Consider the following 20,251-nt stretch of genomic DNA (forward strand, 5'->3'; position numbering starts at 1 on the left):
CGGCTCTTTTTGACTCACCCTGCCAAGGAGAGCGACGGCCTCGGTCGCCCCCGCTGCCTATGCATCTTCGATGAAGAACCCTACTTCATCGCGTCGGTCACCGCCGTCGTGGTCGCGCCTTCCGGCTTCTTCGTGATCACCGGATCGGAGCCGCCGGCCATCAACGTGGCAACGGTCCGCTCATAGTCCTTGGGGTCGAGCTTGCCGTCCATGGGGCCGAGCAGCTTTGCCACCTCGGTCATCATGCGCTTCTGGTCCTTGGCGGTCTTGGCGCCGGTGGAATCGCCGGCCAGGATGATCTTCACGGCCTCGTCGGGATTGGCCCTGGCGTAGTCCCAGCCCTTCTCCGACGCCTTCACGAACTTCGCCATCTTGGCGACGAAGACGGGATCTTTCAAATTCTTCTCGACCACGTAGAGACCATCCTCCAGCGTGGCGACGCCTTCGTCTTCATACTTGAACACGACCAGCTGGCTGGGCTTGTAGCCGCCGTCGACCACCTGCCAGTATTCGTTGTAGGTCATGGTGGAGACGCAGTCGGCCTGCTTCTGCAACAGCGGATCGACGTTAAAGCCCTGCTTGATGATCTTGACGCCATCCTTGGAGCCGTCGGTCTTCAGGCCGAGCTTCGACATCCACGACAGGAACGGATATTCGTTGCCGCCGTACCAGACACCGATGGTCCGGCCCTTGAGGTCCGCGGGCTTCTTGATGCCGGTCTCGGCGCGGCAGGTCAGCATCAGGCCGGACTTCTTGAAGGTCTGCGAGATGTTGACCAGCGGCACGCCCTTCTCGCGCGACGCCAGCGCCGAGGGCATCCAGTCCACCACCACGTCGGCACCGCCGCCGGCGATCACCTGCGGCGGCGCGACATCGGGGCCGCCCGGCTTGATGGTGACGTCGAGACCGGCGTCCTTGTAGAACCCCTTCTCCTTGGCGACGAAGTAGCCGGCGAACTGTGCCTGCGCCACCCATTTGAGCTGGATCGTCACCTTGTCTGCCGCCTCAGCGGAAACCGCCGACAACCCGATCGCCGCCGTCGTTGCCAGTGCCAGAATTTTCTTCATGCATAACTCCAGGGGCTGCGGACCCGCCGATCAGGTCCGATGGGATGGGTGCCAGAAAGTGGTCGCGCGTTCGGCCAGCGCGACAAGTCCGTAGAAAGCCATGCCGGCGATCGCGGCCAGCGCGATCTCCGCCCACACCATGTCGATCGCCATGCGCCCGGCCTCGGTGGAAATCCGGAAGCCGATGCCCTGCGTCGGCGTGCCGAAGAATTCGGCGACGATGGCGCCGATCAGCGCCAGCGTCGCGTTGATCTTCAGCGCGTTAAAGATGAACGGCAGCGCCGCCGGCAGATACAATCGCGTCAGGGTCTGCCGATAGGTGGCGCCATAGGAGCGCATCAGGTCGCGTTCGATATGGCCGGACGCCGAGAGCCCGGCCAGCGCATTGACCAGCATCGGGAAGAACGTCACCAGCGCCACCACGGCGGCCTTGGACGGCCAGTCGAAGCCGAACCACATCACCATGATCGGCGCGACGCCAACCAGCGGCAGCGCGGAGAAGAAATTGCCGAGCGGCAACAGACCGCGGCCGAGGAAGGCGAAGCGGTGCGCGACGATGGCCACCGCGAGGCCGGCGCCACAGCCGATGACATAGCCGATCAGCACGCCGCGCACAAAAGTCTGGACGAAGTCCGCGCCAAGGATCGGCAGCGAGGATGCGAATTTCGCAGCGGCCGCGCTCGGCGCCGGCAGCAACACGCTGGGCACGCCGAAGCCGCGCACCAGCACTTCCCACAGATAGAACACCACCGCGCCGAACAGCAGCGGGACCGCAAGATCGAGCCATTTGCGTCGCGCGTTGCTGCCCGGACGCACCACCGCCAGCGCCATCACGCACAGAGCGGCGCCGAGCCACACCGCAAGCACGATCATCCAGAAGCCGGTCGCCGCGGAGCCGGCGATGCCGTCATCGTGCAGCAGCGTGATCGTCGCGGCGGCACCGCAGACAGATCCCATGAGACCGAGCACGATGGCAATGACGCCGCCGATGCCGGCCGCGACGGCGAACAGCAGGGCGGCGGCGAGCACCAGCGACATCGCCAGTGGACGCGTTGCGAGCGGCGGCACGGCGTCTGACGCCAGCGGCAGGACGAAGCCCAGCAACGCGGCGACTGTTGCGACGATGAATCCGAGCCGAAGCTTTTGCGGGTTCATGGCCGCACTCCCATGCGGCGTGCCGTGATGCGCTCGGCGAGGCCGACCAGCGCGATCAGCGCCGAGGCCAGCACCGCCGCCGCCAGCAGCGCCGCCCAGATCTGGATGGTCTGGCCGTAATAGGAGCCGGCCAGCAGCCGCGCGCCGATGCCGGCCTCGCCGCCGGTCGGCAATTCCGCGACGATGGCGCCGATCAGCGAAATCGAGATCGCCACCTTGAGGCTGGCGAACAGATACGGCACCGCCGAGGGCCAGCGCAGCTTTGCCAGCACCTGTCGCTGTGAGGCCGACCAGGTGCGCATCAGATCCATCTGCATCGGGTCCGGCGCAGTGAAGCCCTTGACCATGCCGATGGTGACCGGGAAGAAGCTCAGATAGGCGGAGATGATCGATTTCGGCAGCAGGCCCTGCAGCCCGATGGCGCCGAGCACCACGATGAAGATCGGCGCCAGCGCCAGGATCGGCACCATCTGCGAACAGATGATCCACGGCAGCAGGCTTTTCTCCAGCACCCGGCTGTGCACGATCATCAGCGCCAGCGCGACGCCGAGCAGCGCGCCGAGCACGAAGCCGAGCAAGGTCGCCGACAATGTCACCGCCGAGTGATAGACGAGGCTGCGCGGCGCGTTCGGCGCATAACCGAACACGCCGTCGAGAAAGCTTTCCACCACCTGATGCGGCGCCGGCAACAACGGCCGCTCGGCGCTCATGGTGCCGGCAATCAGTTCCGACGTCGTATAGGGCGTCTCCTCGCGCTCGAAGGCATCGCGCACCAGCGTGAGATTCATCAGCACCGCAGCGACGTACCAGACGGCGATCAGAACGGCGACCACCGTGACGATGGGTGCCGCGCGCTGCAGCAGCGGATGGCGCGACAGGCCGCGCACAGCGACAGGCACGGCGAGTGCGTCACTCGTCATAGGAGTGCCCTGCCCGCAACCCGTTGCGCACGCGCTGCGCGATGCGGATGAATTCCGGCGTCTCGCGGATCTCCAGGGTGCGGTCGCGCGGAAAATTGCAGTCGATGATATCGGTGATGCGGCCCGGCCGCGGCGACATCACCACGATCTTGGTCGACAGGAACACCGCTTCCGGAATCGAATGTGTCACGAACAATACGGTCTTGCCGGTCTTGTCCCACAATTGCAGCAGCTGCTCGTTGAGATGATCGCGCACGATCTCGTCCAGCGCACCGAAGGGTTCGTCCATCAGCAGCAGCGCCGGATCGAACGAAAGCGCGCGGGCGATCGACACCCGCTGCTGCATGCCGCCGGACAATTGCCAGGGAAACTTGCGCTCGAAGCCGGTGAGGTTCACCAGCGCCAGATAGCGCGCCGCGCGTGCAGTCTGCTCGCTATCGGAAAAACCCATGATCTCGAGCGGCAGCTTCAGATTGGCCTCGATGGTCCGCCACGGAAACAGGGCCGGCGCCTGGAACACGTAACCGTAGGCGCGCGACAGCCGCGCCTGCTCGGCGCTCATGCCGTTGACACGGAGTTCGCCGGAGGTCGGCTGCTGCAGGTCGGCGATGACGCGCAGCATGGTGGTCTTGCCGCAGCCGGAGGGGCCGATGAACGACACGAACTCGCCCTCGGCGATCCCCAGGCTGACATTGGATAGCGCATCGACCGCGCCGTCGGCGGTCTGAAACGTCAATGAAACATGGGAAACATCGACCGCCAGACGCCGCGGCGGCGGGTTGAGGACGGTCGTTGCTTCGGCGAGGTTGCTCATGCGCGACGGTTCGACCCAATTGGTGGATGGCTGGCGAATGATTGGCGTCATCCGGTTGCACTGTAGCGCTCAGGGTGGCGCGTTTCAACGCGGTCGGCAAGCGCGACGAGCTCGACGCATCCTGTCAAACTATCGCGGCACCGGCGCGCTCAATGTTTGCGCAGCAGGTGCATCGCGTGGGCAGATACATTATCGGAGTCGTTCATGCCGTTATCTGCTTTTCCGATGGGTCGAATTCGCGGTGTTGTTTTGACTTGGCGCGGCGCCCACCTCATACTTCGCAGGGCGCGTCACGCTGCGTGACCGTCCTGCAATCCTGCCTTCGAGCGTCATGAAGCCAGCTGCCTTTCGATACATCGCCGCGACATCGCTCGGCCACGCGCTGGCGCTGAAGGCGGAGCATGGCGATGAGGCCAAGTTCCTCGCCGGCGGCCAGAGCCTGATGCCGACCATGAATTTCCGGCTGGCGCGGCCGGCCGTGCTGATCGACATCAACGGCGTGAATGAGCTGGCCGGCGTTCGCTGCAGCGACCATGCCACACAGATCGGCGCGCTGACGCGCTACCGCGCGCTGGAGCGCGACGCCGGGATCCAGGCGCGCTTTCCGCTGATCGGCGAAGCGCTGCCGGAAATCGCCCATCCGCAGATCCGCAACCGCGGCACGCTTGGCGGCAATCTGTGCCACGCCGATCCGGCCTCGGAAATGCCGGCCATCATGGTGGCACTCGGCGCCAGCCTGCGGATCGCCTCGGCGCACGGCGAACGCGTGCTGCCGGCGAGCGAATTCTTTCTCGGTGGCCTGACCACCGCGCTTGCGCCGGACGAAATGCTGGTGGAGATCGAACTGCCGGCAGCGCCCGCGCGCAGCGGCAGCTGCTTCATGGAAGTGGCACGTCGACGTGGCGATTTTGCCATTGCCGGCGTGGCCGCCATGGTGACGCTGGACGGCGACTACATCTGTTCGAACGTGCGACTGGTGCTATGCGGCGTCGGCGAGATGCCTGTCGATGCCGGCGGCGCCGCGGACGCGCTGCTCGGCCAAGCGGACATCACCGACGCCGCTATCTGCGATGTCGCCGCCGCGGTGCAGGCCATGCTCGATCCACCCGGCAGCGTCCACGCCACCGCTGCCTATCAACGCCACATCGCCGGCGTGCTGGTGGAGCGGACGCTGACCACGGCGCACATGCGGGCCCGCCATGGACAATGATTTTCACGATATCACCGTCACGGTGAACGGAATTAGCTACAACAAGCGCGTGGAATCGCGGATGCTGCTCAGCGACTTCCTGCGCCACGAACTCGGACTGGCCGGCACCCATGTGGGCTGCGAACACGGCGTCTGTGGCGCCTGCACCATCCAGCTCGACGGCGAACCGGTGCGCGCCTGCCTGATGCTGGCGGTGCAGGCCAACGGCCGCGCCATCGCCACCATCGAGGGGCTCGCCGGCCCCGACGGCGCCTATCATCCGCTGCAGCAGGCCATGCACGACCATCACGGCCTGCAATGCGGCTACTGCACGCCGGGCGTCCTGATGACCATGACCGCGTTTCTCGACGAACATCCCGCGCCCAGCGAACAGGAGGCGCGCGAGGCGCTGTCTGGCAACCTGTGCCGCTGCACCGGCTATCAGCACATCGTCGATGCGGTGCTGGATGCTGCCGACAAGATGCGAGGCTGAGCCATGTCCACCCGCACCCTCGGCGAACCCGTCAAGCGCAACGAGGACCGCAAGCTGCTGACCGGCCAGGCGCTGTTCGTCGACGACGTCGAACTCCCCGGCCTGCTGCACGCCGCGCTGCTGCGCAGCCAGGTGGCGCATGCCCGCATCGTCAGCATCGACGTCTCCCGGGCGCTGAAGCGGCCCGGCGTGATCGCCGCCTATACGGCGGAGGATCTCGGCGATTACTGGAAGCCCAATGCGGTGGTGGTGCCGCCGCCACCGATCCCCGGCGCCGTCTTCAATGCGCGCACCCACGGCCCGCTAGCCAAAGGCAAGGTACGCCATGTCGGCGAGCCGCTGGTGATCGTGATCGCCGAAAGCCGCTACATCGCCGAGGACGCGCTCGACGATATCGACGTCGAGCTCGAGACGCTCGACGCGGTGGTCGATCTCGAACGCGCCCTGGCGCCGGGATCGGCGCGCGTGCATGACGACCTCGACTCCAACGTCGCCGCTCATGTGCGGCAGAGCAAGGGCAACTACGCCGCAGCGGCCGCGAAGGCCGGTTGCATCGTCAAGCGGCGCTTTCACTACGAGCACGGCATCTCGTCGCCGATCGAGACCCGCGGCGTGGTCGCGCAATGGGATGCCCGCGCCGGGCAGATGACGGTGTGGGACACCACGCAGGCGCCGGTGTTCATGCGCAACGGGCTGGCCGCCATGCTCGGCCTCAACGAACGCAACATCCGCGTGATCGCGCCGTTCGTCGGCGGCGGCTTCGGCCCGAAGATCATGATCTTCTATCCGGAAGAACTGCTGCTGCCCTGGGCCTCCATGCGGCTGAACCGGCCCATCAAATGGATCGAGGACCGGCTCGAGCACTTCTTCGCCACCACGCACGAGCGCGGCCAGATCCACGATGCCGAAATGGCGCTGAGCAAAGACGGCCGCATCCTCGGCGTCAAGGATGTGTTCCTGCATGACGGCGGCGCCTACGATCCTTACGGGCTGACGGTGCCGATCAACAGCCAGTGCACCCTGCTCGGCCCCTATGTGGTGCCGAGCTACGACAGCACGTTTACGCAGGTGTTCACCACCCTGCCGATCGTGACGCCCTATCGCGGCGCCGGCCGCCAGCACGGCGTGTTCGTGATGGAGCGGCTGCTCGATCTCGCCGCAAACGAACTCGGCATCGACCGCGCCGAGATCCGCCGCATCAATCTCATTCCAGCCGACGGCTTTCCCTACAACAACGAGATCATCTACCAGGATTTTGCGCCGCTCTGCTATGACAGCGGCAATTACGAGCCGGTGCTGGACATGGCGCTGGAGGCGATCGGCTATGCCGGCTTCCGGGACGAACAGGCTGCGGCGCGTACGCAGGGCCGGCACATCGGCCTCGGCATCGCCTGCTACGTGGAAGGCACCGGCATCGGCCCCTATGAAGGGGCCAAGGTGCAGGTGCAGTCCAACGGCCGCGTCTCCATTGCCACCGGCATCGGCACCCAGGGCCAGGGCCATTTCACGGTGTTCGCGCAGATCGCCGCCGATCAGCTCGGCATTGCGGTCGGCGATATCGACGTAGTCACCGGCGACACCGACCAGTTCTACTGGGGCGCCGGCACATTCGCGAGCCGCGGCGCGGTGGTCGCCGGCAATGCGGTGAACGAAGCCGCCAAGGTGGTGCGGCAGAAGGCGCTGAAACTGGCCAGCGACCGCTTCGAATGTTCCGAGGACGATCTGGTGATTGCCGACGGCCGCGTGTCGCTGGTCGGCGTGCCCGGCCAGTTCGTCACCATGGGCGAGCTTGCAGCATCGGCCAATCCCATGCGCGGCGCGGTCAAGCCGGGCACCGAGCCGGGCCTCGAATCGACCCAGTACTTTGGCCCGCCAAGCGGCGCCACCGCCAACGGCGTCCAAGCCATCATCGTCGAGATGGACCCGCGCACCTTCGACCTCAAGATCCTGAAATACGTCGTGGTGCATGACTGCGGCACCGTGCTCAATCCGCTGATTCTGGCCGGCCAGATTCAGGGCGGTGTCGCCCAGGGCATCGGCAACGCCTTCTATGAGAAACTCTGCTTCGACGATCAGGGCCAGTTGCTCAACGCCTCGCTGGCGGACTACCTGCTGCCGACGTCGCTGGAGGTTCCGCGCATGGAACTCAGCCACACGGTGACGCCGTCGCCGCTCAATCCCATGGGCATCAAGGGCGCCGGCGAAGCCGGTGCCATTCCGGTCGGCGCCCTGTTCGCGCAGGCCATCGAGGATGCGCTTGACCTTGCCGCCAAAGGCGTCGAACTGCTGGAAATTCCGCTCAGCCCGAGTCGGCTGTTCGAACTGACCCGCAAGGCGACAGAGGTGCGTTGATGATCCTGGTTACGTCAGCCGGCGGCAAGGCCGGCCGCGCCGTCATCGCTGCGCTGGTGGCGCGCGGTATCGCGGCGCGGGCCTTCGCACGCAGCGCCGCACACAGCGAAGCGCTGAAAGGCATCGGCGCCGCCGATGTGGCGATTGGTGCGCTGGACGACGACGCAGCGCTGCTGCGGGCGATGCAGGACATCGACGCGGTCTATCATATCTGCCCCAATGCCAGCCCGCACGAGGTGGCCTATGCCGACGCGGTGATCGCCGCGGCGGAGGCCGCCGAAGTGCCCCGGCTCGTCTATCACTCGGTGCTGCACCCGCAGATCGAAACGATGCCGCATCATTTCGCCAAGATGCGCGTCGAGGAAATGCTGTTCAGCTCGGAGCTGAACTTCACCATCCTGCAGCCCACCGCCTATATGCAGAACATTCTCGGCGAGCGTGAGCGCATGACGACCGAGGGACTCTACCGCGTGCCCTACCCGGTGGAGACCATGCTCAGCCTGGTCGATCTCGACGATGTCGCCGCCGCCGCCGCCCGCGTGCTGACCGAGGACGGCCACGCCTTCGCCACCTATGAACTCGTCGGCACCGCGCCGCTCGACCAGAACGAGATCGCCGCAACATTTGCGGCGGCGCTCGGCCGCGAGGTGCGTGCCGAAGCCGAATCGGTCAAGGCCTGGCAGGCCCGCGCGCGCATCGACGGCATGGACGAGCACACGGTGACGGTGCTGACCAAGATGTTCGTTTCCTATGCCGGCGACGGGCTGAAGGGCAATCCCAACGTGCTGGGCTGGCTGCTCGGGCGCAAACCGACGACGCTGGCAGAGTTTGCGGCAAGGGTAGCCGTCCAGCCAAAGGCATGACCTCTCCACGTCATGGCCGGGCTTGACCCGGCCATCCACGTCGTTCGTCGCGAGCAGGTCGCTCGTTGTCGTCGAATTCTGAGAAAGTCGTGGATGGCCGGGTCAAGCCCGGCCATGACAAACTTGAGCAGCGTGCCTCACCCAAACGTCGGCCAGCCCACGGGGTGCAGCTGCTGCACGATCTTCATCGCCGATAAAATCAGCGGCTCCTCGAAACGCGGGCCGACGATCTGGATGCCGACCGGCAAGCCGTCGGACGTCATGCCGGCCGGCACCGCGCCGCCGGGCAGGCTCATCAGGGTGATGAGGAACGAGCCGGCGATCCAGTCGGTGTAGTTGTCGAGTTTTTTGCCGTTGATTTCGGTGGGAAAATTCATCTCCACCGGGAACTGTTTGACGGGCGATTGCGGGGTGATCAGCAGATCGAAGCTCTCGAAGAATTTTGCGAAGCGCAGGAACAGTTCGGCACGTTTCTGCTCGGACGCAGCGAAGTCCAGCGCCGTCACCCTGAGACCGGCCTCGACATTGCCCTTGAGATTGACGCCGAATTCGCCGAGGTGATCGAGGTTTTCATATTGCTGGCCGACCATCCACAGCCCGCGCCAAGCCTGATACGGCGCCTTGCCATCGGAGATGTCGAAGGCGATCTCCTCGACGCTGGCGCCGGCATCCGCCAGCGACAGCGCGCAGGCGCGGCAGAGCATGTCGATCTCGGGATCTACGCCGATGCCGGAGATATCCGAGACATAGGCGATGCGCAGGCCCTTGAGGTCATGCGTCCCGGCCACGACAGCGCGGGCGCTGGCCCAGGGCGGCGCCACGGAGATCGGCGAGCGCCGGGAGTAGCCGACCAGCGCGTCGAGCATCAGAGCGGCGTCTTCCGCCGTGCGCGCCAGCGGCCCATGGACCTGACCGGGATCCCAGGCCAGCGGCATCGGATAATTGGGCGTCAGCCCCGGTGTCGGGCGGATACCGCAGATGCCGTTGAACGACGCCGGCATACAGAATCGAGCAGCCGAAGTCGGTACCTTGCGCCAGCGGCACCATGCCGGTGGCCACTGCCACGGCCGAGCCGCCCGACGAACCTGACGGGCTGAGCGCCGGATTCCACGGATTGCGGGTAACGCCGAACACGTCATTAAAAGTGTTGGCGCCGGCGGCGAATTCCGGGGTGTTGGTCTTGCCCAGCACGATGGCGCCATGGGCCTTCAGCCGGCGCACCGCCTCGGCGTCTTCGGTCGGCACATGATCCTTGAATCGCGGCGAGCCATAGGTGGTTCGGATACCGGCCGTCGGCGTGATGTCCTTGATAGCCACAGGCAGGCCATGCAGCGCGCCGAGTGGATCGCCGCGCAGCACAGCAGCTTCAGCCTTCTTGGCCAGCACCTTGGCGCTGTCCGCGACCAGCGTGACGATGGCATTGAGCTTCGGATTGATGCGGCCGATGACAGCGAGATGCGCGTCGAGCACCTCGACGGGACTTACGGCCCTGCTTGCGATCAACGCCGCCAGTTCACAGGCGGATTTTCTTGAAAGATCGTTGGACATGGAGATCTCCCGTCATGGCCGGGCTTGTCCCGGCCATCCACGATGTTCTGCGCTGCCAGACGTGGATGGCCGGCATGCGCCGGCCATGACGAAACTGGGCGTTGGTGAATGCTACTTCCCTGCCCAGTGCACGAAGCGGCGCTCGATGGTCAGGAACAGCAGGTTGAGGCCGTAGCCGAGCGCGCCGGCGGCGAAGATGGCGGCATACATGTCGGGCATCTCGAACATCTGCTGCGCCTCGAACACGCGCTGGCCGAGGCCGTCGACGGAGCCGATGAACATCTCGGCAACCACCACAATGACCAGCGCCAGCGACACGCCGTTGCGCAGGCCGACGAAAGTCGCCGGCATGGATTCCCAGAGCATCACGTCCCACAGCACGCGGGCGCGCGACGCGCCCATCACCTTGGCGGCCAGCAGGCGGGTCTTGCGCGCATTCATCACGCCATAGGCGACGTTGAACAGGATGACCAGCGCGGCGCCGAAGGCGGCCACGGAGATCTTGGTGCGGTCGCCGACGCCGAACAGTACCAGGAACAGGGGAAACATGGCGGAGGCCGGCGTCGAACGGAAGAAGTCGATGAGGAACTCCACCGAACGGTAGAGCTTTTCGGAAGAGCCCAGCAGGATGCCGAGCGGAATGGCGATCAGCGCCGCGATGACGGTGGAGTAGATGGTGCGCTCCACCGTCTTGAGGAAATCGACGCCAAGCTTGCCGTGGAACATGCCGGCCCACAGCGCCTTGAAGGTGGCGACGGGCGACGGCAGCAGCACGGGATCGACGACGCGCATCCACACGGTGAACGACCACACCACCAGCAACACGATGACGCCGACGAAGGGCAACAGGATTTCCAGACGCTTCCAGTTCATCGCATCACCCCTTGCGCACTTCGCGCTGGAAGATTTCCAGGCAATGCGCCTTGGTCTGGATGAAATCCGCTTCCGTCATGGTCTTATCCGTGCGCGGCCGTGGCGCATCGTAGTGCACGAATTCCACAGCGCGCGCGGGATGCCGCGACAGCAGCAGGATACGGTCGGACAGGTACACCGCCTCCTCCAGATCGTGCGACACCAACACCGTGGTAGTGTGGGTCTCCTGGAACACGCGCTGCAATTGCTCGCGCATGAACAGGGTCATCTCGTAATCCAGCGCCGAGAACGGCTCGTCGAGGAACAGGATTTCCGGATCGACCACCAGCGCCCGCATGATCGACACCAGCTGCTGCTGGCCACCGGACATCTGGTAGGGATACAGCTTCAGATCGATCTTGACGTTGAGCGTAGCCACGATCTTCTCGACACGGAGATTGCGGTCGGCCTTCGGCACGCCCATCACCTTGAGGGGATAGGCGATGTTGTCGAAGGCATTGAGCCAGGGGAACACCGCCTCGCGATAGTTCTGGAACACATAGCCAAACTTGATCTTGTTGAGCGGCTGGCCGTCGAACAGGATCTCGCCACTGTCGGCGGGAAACAACCCGGCGATCATGTTGATCAGCGTGCTCTTGCCGCAGCCGTTGGGGCCGAACACCGACATCAGCTTACCGCGCGGGATGTCGAAATCGAAGTTATCGTAGATCGTGGCGTCGGAGAATTTCTTCGACAGGCCACGGATCGTCACATGCGGCGCGGTCCGCACGGCTGCGGCCCGCGCGTTGTCTGACAATGGCCTGGTTGCTGCGCCCTGCAGGGTCACGCCGACCTCAATACTTGTACAGGAATTTGGTGGCGTCGACCTTCTCCGGGATCGAGCCGATCGACGTGCCGAAATCCACCAGCTTCTGCAGGTCGCCGAGCTGCTTCGGCGTCATGTCCTTGGCCATCACGTAGCCAAGCATCGATACCATGTCGACGACGTTGTCCGGCGTGAAGGTGTTCTTGGCGAGGTACTTTCGTGCGTCGTCGGGGTTCTTGTTGATGTAATCCAGCGCCTTCGACCAAGCCATGGCAAAGCGTTTGGCGACGTCCGGGCGCTTCTGGATGAAGTCCGAGGTGATGGCGCAGCCGGCGGCATAGGCGTCGGCCTTCTCGTCGCCGAGGATGTACTTCGAGAGCACGCCGGCCTCCAGCGTGCGGGCGACGCCGGCCTTAATCATCATCGAGGCATTGGGCTCCAGCGTATAGCCGCCGTCGAACGTGCCGGCGGTCATGACATTGACGTGCTGGCTCATGTCGAGCTGGTCGAGCGTATAGTCGCCTTCCTTCAGGCCGTTCTTGGCGAGGACGCCCTTGGCGGCGTTCATGTTGGCGGGGCCCGGCGCCGACATCAGCTTCATGCCTTTGAGGTCGGAAATCTTGTCGGCCTTGACGCCGGTGCGGACGACGAACTGCTCCATCTTGTAGACCGGGGTCTGGCTGTTGAGCGCGATATACATCGCGACGCCCGGCTTCTTGACGTTGGCATTCATGCCGTCGAGCGTCACCATCACCGCCGCGACCTCGATCTGGCCGGTGATCAGCGCCGCGACGTTGGCCGGGCCGCTCATCAGCTTGGTCATTTCCGGCTCGATGTTCTGCTCCTTGAAGAAGCCCTTCTCGAGCGCGACGAAATACGGCAGCGACGAGCTCAGCGGAAACACGCCGACCGCGACCTTGTCCTGGGCCGAGGCCCGGTCGGTGGCCAAGCCGGCCACGGCCGCGATGGTTGCCAGAGCGAATACCAGTCGATTTAGCGAATTCATCCGTCGTGCTCCTGTGATGCAGATGGCGAGCCCCTCGCCGCAAAATCCCTCGCGCCGTCACCGGCAGCTGCCCTTTTTCAGAGCAAGACTCGTGCCGGTTGCGACCGCCGCCGGTGGCCCGTCACCGGCCGCCCCCTCACATCCGCGACTTGAATTCGCCGCGCAGCATCTTTTCGTAGCCCTCGCCGCGATCGATCATCGGCAGGGGGCCCGGGCGCGCGCCGGCCAGCTCGGCGCGGCGCGCCAGCGTGGCGGCCTCGTCGATCTCGGGCGCTTCAGCGGTGCTTGCAGCAGAAAATACCACGCCATAGTCGCGCATGGCCGCGGCGACCGAGACCCGGCCCTCGATGACATCGCGCAGCACCAGCGGCAGTTCGCGGGTCAGCGGATCGCCCCAACCGCCGCCGCCGGTGGTGACCACCTTGACCACCTGCCCCTTCCGCACCTTGGCACCGTCGACCAGGCCGCCGAGCTTGCGTGCCTCGCCCTCGGCATCCACGGTGACGCAGAACGGTTCGCCGGCCTTGCCGCCCTTGACGCCATAGCAGCCGAGCCGCACGCGGTCGGCGGTGACGATGGTGCGGCAATCCACCAGCGCGCGGTAATGCTTCTCGTAGCCCTGCCCGCCGCGGCGCAATCCGGCGCCGCCGGAATCCGTCGACAGCGCCAGTTTTTCCACCATCACCGGAAACCTAGTCTCGGTGAATTCCGCCGGCTGGTTGCGGGAGTCCGGCACGATGTGGATGGCATCGTTGCCGTCGGCGTAATAGCGCCCGCCGGAGCCGCCGCCCAGCACCTCGCGCGACAGGAACGGCTTGCCGTCCGCGTCATTGCCGTAGAAGCCGGTGTAGCGGATGGTCTCCTGGTCCGCCGGCATCCGCCCGTCCACCGCCTTCGCCACCACGCCGGCCAGCAGGCCGAGGCTGCGCAGCAGCACGAAGGAGCGGGCATTGGTCGCCGCCGGCCATTCCGGCGTGATCAGCGTGCCCTTGGGCGGGAACACGATCTCGAACACCTCGCAGACGCCTTCATTGACATGGATCTCCGCGGCGCGCTCCGGCGTGTCGGCGAGGTTGCGCAGGATCGGCGCAATCCACTTGATCAGGAAGGCACCGTCGGCATAGTCGGTCGGCCAGTTGATCGGGCCGGTGGACTGCGGATCGGTGCCGTTGAAATCCAGCACAATCTTGCCCGCGGTCTTGGTCATCTTGACCGCGATCTTGTGCAACTTGGGATCGGTGATGCCGTCGTGCTCGACGTAATCCTCCCAGGCGTATTCGCCGTCGGCGATCTTGCTCAGCAGTTCGTTCCGGTAGATGTCGCGGCACTTGTCGAGGATGGCCTGGAAGCAGGCCTCGACCTGATCCTTGCCGAAACGTTCGAACAGCCCCTGCATGCGGCGCGCGCCCATCAGGCAGGCCTGCACCTCGCTGTCGAGATCGGCCGACAGCATTTCGGGCACGCGGGTGTTGCGCCTGATGATGGTGAACACCGCCTCGTTCTTGACGCCCTCGCTGTAGATCTTGACCGGCGGGATCGCGATGCCTTCCTCGAACACCGTAGCCGCGGTGCCCGGCATCGAGCCCGGCACCTTGCCGCCGACGTCGTCGTGATGGCCGAAGGCCTGGATATAGGCGACCACGATGCCGTCGCAGAACACCGGCACGGTGCTGCACAGATCCGGCAGATGGCCGATCGAGCCTTCGGTGAGATAGGTGTCGTTCATCAGGAACACGTCGCCGGGCTTCATGGTTTCCGGCGCAAAGTCGCGCACCACGGCGTTAGGCATCGCCGAATAGGAGCGCCCGGTCAGCTTGCGGCAATAGCGGTCGAACAGCCCGACACGGAAGTCATGGGCCTCGCGGATCATCGGCGAGCGCGCGGTGCGCTCGATGGCGTATTCGATTTCCGCCTCGATGGAATTCAGCGTGCCCTCGACGATCTGCAGCACGATGGGATCGACATGGGCGGCCTCGCGCACGGGCGCGGTCGGCCAGGGATGCGGCTTGTGCATGTTCATCGCGCGGACTCCTGCGCTGCGGGGCGAATGACGAGAATGCCGTGCGGATCGACGGTGAGGTGCTGGTTCGGAAACACCACGGTGGTGGAGCCGAATTCCTCGACCACCGCAGGGCCGACAATCGTCGCGCCCGGCGGCAGCATGGCGCGGTCATAGAGCGGCGTGTCGACAAAACCGCCGTCGAAATACACCGGCCGCGTGCCGCTCGGCGCGAACTGGCCGGTGCCGGCGTCGAGCTTCGGCATCTGCGGCCGTTCGATCACGCCGAAGCCGGAGACGCAGAGATTGACCAGTTCGATCTTCTGCTGGCCCGCATAGTCGTAGCCGAAGGTCTTTTTGTGCGCGGCGTGGAAGGCGCCGATCAGCCCGGCCAGGAACGTGGCATCGGTCGCTCCCGACGGCGCGGTCACCCGCACCTCCATGGACTGTCCGGCGTAACGTAGGTCGGCTTCGCGCACGAGGCGGATCTGCGATTCCGCGATGCCGTCGCGCGTGAGGTTGGCGACCGCTTCCTTCTCCAGCCCGGCATAGCGTGACGCGATATCGGCAAGATCGATGGCGTCCTCATGCATCACCTTGGTGATGATGTGATCGGTGCGCCAGTCCACGGCAAGCAGGCCGAAGGCCGAGAGGTTGCCGGGATTGGGCGGCACGATGCAGGCCTTCATGCCCAACAGGTCCATCACCGCCGGCGACTGCACGGGACCCGCGCCGCCGAACGACAGCAGCGCGAATTCGCGGGGATCGATGCCGCGCTGGATGGTCATCTGGCGGATCGCGTTGGCCTGCGCCCAGTTGGCGATCTCGATGATACCCGCGGCAAGCTGCTCCGCTGTCATGTTGCCCGGCAGCTTTTCGGCCAGCGCAGCGATGCCGGCGCGGGCGCGCTCCACATTCAGCGCAATGCCGCCGCCGATCAGTGCCGGCGGCAGCCGCCCGAGCACCAGATTGGCGTCGGTGATGGCCGGCTCTGCGCCGCCGTTCGGATAGCACATCGGCCCCGGCACGGCGCCGGCGCTGCGCGGGCCGACCTTGAGATGGCCCTCGCGGCTGATCCAGGCCAGCGAGCCGCCGCCAATGCCGATGGTGGTGATGTCGATCATCGGAATCCGCACCGGGAAGGCGCCGACCGAGCCGCCATTGGTGAGCTGCGGTTTTGCGCCTTCGATCAGGCAGAAATCGGTGGAGGTGCCGCCGGCATCGAGCGTGACGAGATCGGGGAAGCCGGCGATTTCGGCAATCACCGCGCTGCCGAGCGCGCCGGCGGCGGGCCCGGACAACGCCGTGGTGATGGGCTTTCGCAGGATCTGCTCGGACGAGGCGACGCCGCCGCTCGACTGCATCACCAGGAACGGCACCTTCTGCAGCGGACCCAGCTCGTCATGCACGCGCTTGAGATAGCGATCGAGATAGGGTTTCACGAAGGCATCGACCAGCGTGGTCACCGCGCGCTCGTATTCGCGGTATTCCGGCAGCACCACGCAGGACAGCGACAGGGTGGCCTCCGGATACTCCTCGGCCACGATCTCGGCGACACGGCGCTCATGGCTGTCATTGGCGTAAGAGTGCATCAGGCAGATGCCGATGGCTTCGATCTTGTAGCTTTTGAAATAACGTGCGGCGTTGCGCACCATGTCCTCGTCGAGCGGGCGCAGTTCCTTGCCCTTGAAGTCGAAGCGTCCAGCGACCTCACGGACGAACTGCAGCGGCACCAGCCGCTCCGGCTTCACCCAGAAATAGGAATTGCCGTAGCCGTCGGGCACCGACTGCCGCGCGATCTCCAGCAGATGGCGGAAGCCCGCGGTGACGATCAGGCCGAGCGAGGAGATGCCGCCCTGCAGCAGCGCATTGGTGGCCACCGTGGTGCCATGGGCGAGACCGGCGACATCGGCGGGGCTGGCGCCGGCCTGGGCTAGGATGTCGTTGACGCCGCGCACCAGACCGATCGCCGGGTTCGACGGCGTGCTCGATACCTTGGTCACCGACATGGCGCCGGTCGACGCGTCCACCGCGACGATGTCGGTAAAAGTGCCGCCGGTGTCGATGCCGATCCGGAAGCGGGGAGAAACCTGGGTCATGCGCGCCGTTCCTGCTGAGTTCGCATGCAGGATGGGTCGGAGCGGCGGCGGGAGTCAAAAACCGATTATTGATGCGGCTATCGGAAAAACAGATGGCACCGCGTGCCCCGGACGCGGCGCAATACGCCACGAAGTGGCGTGGTGCGCCGCAGATCCGGGCCCGCGTGGCGCGCACCCAAACCGGGATCCCGGATCTGCGAAGCAGTGTTTCGGACGATGCTGCGCATCGTCCCTCACGCTGCACGGCGTCCGGGAACGAGGGGGCGGGATTTTGTCGCCCCTACCACTTCAGCAGATCCCTGATCTTCAGCAGCGCGGCTTCCTTGCGTCGTGACAGCGGTTGCCGCCGGCGGAACAGGCTGAAGGCGACGTTGCGCGCCGGCGCGATCGGGAGTGCCTTCAACAGGCCCAGCGCCACCTCATTTTCCGCGCAGGCGCGCGGCACGATGGCGATGCCGCCGCCGGACTGCACGATGATCTTCATGGTCTCGATGTTGTCGACGACAGCGACAACGTTGGGCCGGATGCCGAGGTCGGTGAACAGCGAGAACACCGCCTGGCCGTAGCCGACCGTCAACTCGCTCATGATGAAGGGCTCGGCCACCAGCCGCCCGATGTCCACCGCCTGCCGGGCGCGCGCCAGCGGATGTTTCGGCGGAACGATCAACGCCATCTCGGCATCGGCCAGGCGATCGAACACCAGTCCGGCCGGCAGCCGGTCGGGATCGGATTCGATGGCGAGGCCGGCATCGATGCGCTCCTCATGCAACTCGCTGAAGATGTTGCGGGTCGGCGCCGTCGAAATCTCCAGCCGAATGCCCGGCAGGTCGGCTTTCAGGTTGCCGAACAGGCGGGGGATAAACAACTGGGCCATGCCCGAGCCCATGCCGATGGTGAGGGTGTCCAGCATGGCGCCGCGCAGCCGTTTCGCGGTGTCGGTCAGGCTGAGCAGGTCGCCCATCACCCGTTCGGATTCGTACAGGAAGGTGCGGCCGCGGTCGGTGGATTCAATACCGCGCGAGGTCCGGCTGAACAGTTCGAAGCCGATCTCCTCCTCGAGCAGCTTGACCTGCTCGCTGACCGCCGATTGCGAGATGTTCAACCGCTTCGCCGCCTTGGTGAAGCTGCGTTCCTTCGAGACCGAGAGCGCATAGCGCAGTTGCCGGAAGTCCAAGCTCGAATCCCCCACTGGCCGGCACGTGCGACGGCGCGCGACAGCATCCTAGGGGATCGCAAATATCTTGGCTATCAGGCAGCCGGCCGGCCATCCCGACCATCGACCGCCGGGCGCTATCGCTCGTCGGTCAACTGGGTGCTGAACGTCTTGGGATTTTCCAGAGCGCGGCGGCGCGCGACGGCGAGAGCCTCGGCAAAATCCGCCGCATCGAACCAGGCCTCGCCCCGCATCGATGCGTCCAGATCGTCTTGCCAGATCCGCGTCGCCTCGATGTCGAATTTCATCTCGAGCTTGTTGCTGACGGCCTGGATGCCATAACCGGTGACCGCCCATTGCCGACCTAGCCAGTAGATGTCGCGATGTAGCACGTAGAGATGTCCGTTTCCGGCTTGACGCCAGGTTGTTGATTGCACGCCAAAGAAAGAACCCCAGCCCGCAAGGGTTGACATTCTGTTACATCAAAATGACGAATTAAAGATGTTCAAGCGGTCCCGCTTCGGTCAGATCCGGTCGTCCTCGGTATGACCCGGACGCGAGCGCTGGGTCGCCGCCCGCTCCCGCTCCGCATCGGCCTTGTTGGCCTCGTGCCGGCCAATGATGCAGCCGGCAACGACGCCCACCTTGCCGTGTCCGGCATAATGCCCGGCAATGCCACCGATGATGGCGCCCTTGATGCAGCCCTTCGCTTCGGCCGCGACGGACGACAGCGACAGCCCAATGAAGGCGGCGGCCAAGACGATGCGATTCATGGCGATCTCCTATGAATTTCAGCAACATAATGCCGAACCACGGGTTTGGTTCCACGGCTCCTCGCGCCTTCTGCGACGGCGACCGGGAAGCGGACTCGACAGGATTTTCACCGCTTGACAAGCCCCGCCTGTAATTTCATAGATGAAATCTGAATATCGCTAATAAAATATTGGGAGAGAACCAAGGAGGATTGCGTTGCGCCCTGTCTAAGCAAGGCGCGATCCGATCACGGACCGACAATCTTCGAAACTTGCGAGCACAGCGAGCAGCCGATCTCGTCAAGACGCCCGTCGGTCCCCACGACGCCGACACGCGCGCTGCGTCGCGCTTTCGTCATCGCTTCAGCGAAGCCAAAGGACAGAACATGTTCGGGAATTATAAACTCAAGCCCAACAGCGGGGTGAATCCACCTTACTCTCCGGCCTATCCGGTGGAGTGGGGCTGCACGTTGCGAACGCTGCAGATCATCACCCGCGTCGATCAGGCGAAGCTTGTCGCGCTGCTGTCCGATACGCCGTTCGAACTCGTCAACGACCGCGTCGCCTTCCAATACATGGTGTCGCCGGGCCACTCGCTCGCTGTCCATGCCGGCCAGATGTTCGATCTGATGGTGACGGTGCCGGTTCGCTGCGAGGGTCTGTTCACGCATACCCACATCTACATGTACTGCAGCGACCCGATGGGCATCTGCGCGGGACGCGAAGTCTTCGGCTACACCAAGAAGGACGCGACCTACGCCTTCGAGGAGGCGCCCGACCATACCATCGTCGGCTGGGTCAAGCGCCGGGACACGCCGCTTGCCGACTTCAGCTTCGTACCCGATGCGGCGGCACCGGTGGTGAGTCTTGTCGACGGTGACGAGCAGCCGGCAGGCGAGATCCACGTGCGCCGCTTGCCGCACCCGGAGCGCCTGGCCACCGCCTATGCGGATGTCGTCTATCGACGCACCCCGCTGGAATATTCGCAACCGCTGGCCGGCCGCGCCCAGATGAAACTGCACGCATCGGAATTCGACCCTCTGACCGAGCTCAATCCGGAAATCATCGGCGCGCGCTTCATGTATTCCGGCGTCTACGGCGGCGGATTTGACGTCGAAGACAGGCGGCTCATCAAGCGTCTCGATGTCTGACGCCAAGTCGTC

General features: G+C 65.1%; 18 protein-coding genes and 1 pseudogene. 5 read left to right on the plus strand and 14 right to left on the minus strand.

Annotated elements, in window-relative coordinates; genetic code table 11:
• Positions 1-80: 80 nt before the first annotated feature.
• The 4 genes from ONR75_RS23255 to ONR75_RS23270 form a co-directional block, all read right to left on the minus strand.
• Entirely contained in the window at positions 81-1,067 is a 987-nt protein-coding gene (locus tag ONR75_RS23255) for an ABC transporter substrate-binding protein (protein ID WP_265079319.1), read from the minus strand.
• A gap of 30 nt (positions 1,068-1,097) precedes the next feature.
• Entirely contained in the window at positions 1,098-2,024 is a 927-nt protein-coding gene (locus ONR75_RS23260) for an ABC transporter permease (RefSeq protein WP_265083775.1), read from the minus strand.
• A gap of 194 nt (positions 2,025-2,218) precedes the next feature.
• On the minus strand, positions 2,219-3,142 hold the full coding sequence (locus tag ONR75_RS23265) for an ABC transporter permease (protein WP_265079320.1): 924 nt from the start codon (positions 3,140-3,142) through the stop codon (positions 2,219-2,221).
• Positions 3,132-3,956: an ABC transporter ATP-binding protein gene (locus tag ONR75_RS23270; RefSeq protein WP_265079321.1), complete on the minus strand. Its 825-nt coding sequence runs from the start codon at positions 3,954-3,956 to the stop codon at positions 3,132-3,134. Before ONR75_RS23270 ends, ONR75_RS23265 begins: the two co-directional genes overlap by 11 nt.
• Before the next feature lie 331 nt (positions 3,957-4,287).
• On the opposite strand from ONR75_RS23270, the gene ONR75_RS23275 reads away from it, so the two are divergent.
• The 4 genes from ONR75_RS23275 to ONR75_RS23290 are packed head-to-tail and all read left to right on the plus strand — an operon-like array spanning position 4,288 to position 8,853.
• Complete coding sequence (locus ONR75_RS23275; protein WP_265079322.1) at positions 4,288-5,166, plus strand: FAD binding domain-containing protein; 879 nt, start codon at positions 4,288-4,290, stop codon at positions 5,164-5,166.
• Entirely contained in the window at positions 5,156-5,638 is a 483-nt protein-coding gene (locus tag ONR75_RS23280) for a (2Fe-2S)-binding protein (protein WP_265079323.1), read from the plus strand. The genes ONR75_RS23275 and ONR75_RS23280 overlap by 11 nt, the downstream gene beginning before the upstream one ends.
• 3 nt (positions 5,639-5,641) lie before the next feature.
• A complete protein-coding gene (locus tag ONR75_RS23285; protein ID WP_265079324.1) occupies positions 5,642-7,990 on the plus strand; it encodes a xanthine dehydrogenase family protein molybdopterin-binding subunit in 2,349 nt (782 codons plus the stop codon).
• Positions 7,990-8,853, plus strand: coding sequence for an NmrA family NAD(P)-binding protein (locus ONR75_RS23290; RefSeq protein ID WP_265079325.1), 864 nt, complete (start codon positions 7,990-7,992; stop codon positions 8,851-8,853). The genes ONR75_RS23285 and ONR75_RS23290 overlap by 1 nt, the downstream gene beginning before the upstream one ends.
• A gap of 137 nt (positions 8,854-8,990) precedes the next feature.
• On the opposite strand, the gene ONR75_RS23295 is transcribed toward ONR75_RS23290, so the two are convergent.
• From ONR75_RS23295 to ONR75_RS23340, 10 genes and pseudogenes are all read right to left on the minus strand, one after another.
• Positions 8,991-9,992, minus strand: coding sequence for an amidase (locus ONR75_RS23295; RefSeq protein ID WP_320109646.1), 1,002 nt, complete (start codon positions 9,990-9,992; stop codon positions 8,991-8,993).
• A pseudogene (locus ONR75_RS23300) lies at positions 9,919-10,401 on the minus strand (amidase); the annotation flags it as partial. The gene ONR75_RS23295 and the pseudogene ONR75_RS23300, both read right to left, overlap by 74 nt.
• Before the next feature lie 111 nt (positions 10,402-10,512).
• Positions 10,513-11,274 (minus strand): ABC transporter permease, encoded by a 762-nt coding sequence (locus tag ONR75_RS23305; protein ID WP_265079327.1) that lies wholly within the window; start codon positions 11,272-11,274, stop codon positions 10,513-10,515.
• Between the two features lie 4 nt (positions 11,275-11,278).
• Positions 11,279-12,100: an ABC transporter ATP-binding protein gene (locus ONR75_RS23310; protein ID WP_265079328.1), complete on the minus strand. Its 822-nt coding sequence runs from the start codon at positions 12,098-12,100 to the stop codon at positions 11,279-11,281.
• Between the two features lie 7 nt (positions 12,101-12,107).
• Entirely contained in the window at positions 12,108-13,085 is a 978-nt protein-coding gene (locus tag ONR75_RS23315) for an ABC transporter substrate-binding protein (RefSeq protein ID WP_265079329.1), read from the minus strand.
• 136 nt (positions 13,086-13,221) lie between these two features.
• A complete protein-coding gene (locus ONR75_RS23320) occupies positions 13,222-15,105 on the minus strand; it encodes a hydantoinase B/oxoprolinase family protein (RefSeq protein ID WP_265079330.1) in 1,884 nt (627 codons plus the stop codon).
• The gene (locus ONR75_RS23325; RefSeq protein WP_265079331.1) at positions 15,102-17,183 is read right to left on the minus strand and encodes a hydantoinase/oxoprolinase family protein; all 2,082 of its coding nucleotides are present in this window, start codon (positions 17,181-17,183) and stop codon (positions 15,102-15,104) included. Before ONR75_RS23325 ends, ONR75_RS23320 begins: the two co-directional genes overlap by 4 nt.
• Positions 17,184-17,463: 280 nt before the next feature.
• The gene (locus tag ONR75_RS23330; protein WP_265079332.1) at positions 17,464-18,357 is read right to left on the minus strand and encodes a LysR family transcriptional regulator; all 894 of its coding nucleotides are present in this window, start codon (positions 18,355-18,357) and stop codon (positions 17,464-17,466) included.
• A 116-nt stretch (positions 18,358-18,473) separates the two neighbouring features.
• Positions 18,474-18,809 carry a hypothetical protein gene (locus tag ONR75_RS23335; RefSeq protein WP_265079333.1) on the minus strand — a complete coding sequence of 112 codons (336 nt, stop codon included), beginning with the start codon at positions 18,807-18,809 and terminating at the stop codon, positions 18,474-18,476.
• 51 nt (positions 18,810-18,860) lie between these two features.
• Complete coding sequence (locus ONR75_RS23340) at positions 18,861-19,109, minus strand: hypothetical protein (RefSeq protein WP_265079334.1); 249 nt, start codon at positions 19,107-19,109, stop codon at positions 18,861-18,863.
• 365 nt (positions 19,110-19,474) lie between these two features.
• Between ONR75_RS23340 and ONR75_RS23345 the strand changes: the two genes are divergently transcribed.
• Complete coding sequence (locus ONR75_RS23345; protein WP_265079335.1) at positions 19,475-20,239, plus strand: acetoacetate decarboxylase family protein; 765 nt, start codon at positions 19,475-19,477, stop codon at positions 20,237-20,239.
• The last annotated feature ends 12 nt before the right edge of the window (positions 20,240-20,251 follow it).

It is taken from the genome of Rhodopseudomonas sp. P2A-2r (assembly GCF_026015985.1).
In the GTDB taxonomy this organism is placed as follows: domain Bacteria; phylum Pseudomonadota; class Alphaproteobacteria; order Rhizobiales; family Xanthobacteraceae; genus Tardiphaga.

Bases quoted from the DNA above. Each gene is read 5' to 3' on its own strand.
- ONR75_RS23255 (WP_265079319.1), bottom strand. From the start codon at position 1,067: ATGAAGAAAATTCTGGCACTGGCAACGACGGCGGCGATCGGGTTGTCG.
- ONR75_RS23260 (WP_265083775.1), bottom strand. From the start codon at position 2,024: ATGGGATCTGTCTGCGGTGCCGCCGCGACGATCACGCTGCTGCACGAT.
- ONR75_RS23265 (WP_265079320.1), bottom strand. From the start codon at position 3,142: ATGACGAGTGACGCACTCGCCGTGCCTGTCGCTGTGCGCGGCCTGTCG.
- ONR75_RS23270 (WP_265079321.1), bottom strand. From the start codon at position 3,956: ATGAGCAACCTCGCCGAAGCAACGACCGTCCTCAACCCGCCGCCGCGG.
- ONR75_RS23275 (WP_265079322.1), top strand. From the start codon at position 4,288: ATGAAGCCAGCTGCCTTTCGATACATCGCCGCGACATCGCTCGGCCAC.
- ONR75_RS23280 (WP_265079323.1), top strand. From the start codon at position 5,156: ATGGACAATGATTTTCACGATATCACCGTCACGGTGAACGGAATTAGC.
- ONR75_RS23285 (WP_265079324.1), top strand. From the start codon at position 5,642: ATGTCCACCCGCACCCTCGGCGAACCCGTCAAGCGCAACGAGGACCGC.
- ONR75_RS23290 (WP_265079325.1), top strand. From the start codon at position 7,990: ATGATCCTGGTTACGTCAGCCGGCGGCAAGGCCGGCCGCGCCGTCATC.
- ONR75_RS23295 (WP_320109646.1), bottom strand. From the start codon at position 9,992: ATGACGTGTTCGGCGTTACCCGCAATCCGTGGAATCCGGCGCTCAGCC.
- ONR75_RS23305 (WP_265079327.1), bottom strand. From the start codon at position 11,274: ATGAACTGGAAGCGTCTGGAAATCCTGTTGCCCTTCGTCGGCGTCATC.
- ONR75_RS23315 (WP_265079329.1), bottom strand. From the start codon at position 13,085: ATGAATTCGCTAAATCGACTGGTATTCGCTCTGGCAACCATCGCGGCC.
- ONR75_RS23320 (WP_265079330.1), bottom strand. From the start codon at position 15,105: ATGAACATGCACAAGCCGCATCCCTGGCCGACCGCGCCCGTGCGCGAG.
- ONR75_RS23325 (WP_265079331.1), bottom strand. From the start codon at position 17,183: ATGACCCAGGTTTCTCCCCGCTTCCGGATCGGCATCGACACCGGCGGC.
- ONR75_RS23335 (WP_265079333.1), bottom strand. From the start codon at position 18,809: ATGTCAACCCTTGCGGGCTGGGGTTCTTTCTTTGGCGTGCAATCAACA.
- ONR75_RS23340 (WP_265079334.1), bottom strand. From the start codon at position 19,109: ATGAATCGCATCGTCTTGGCCGCCGCCTTCATTGGGCTGTCGCTGTCG.
- ONR75_RS23345 (WP_265079335.1), top strand. From the start codon at position 19,475: ATGTTCGGGAATTATAAACTCAAGCCCAACAGCGGGGTGAATCCACCT.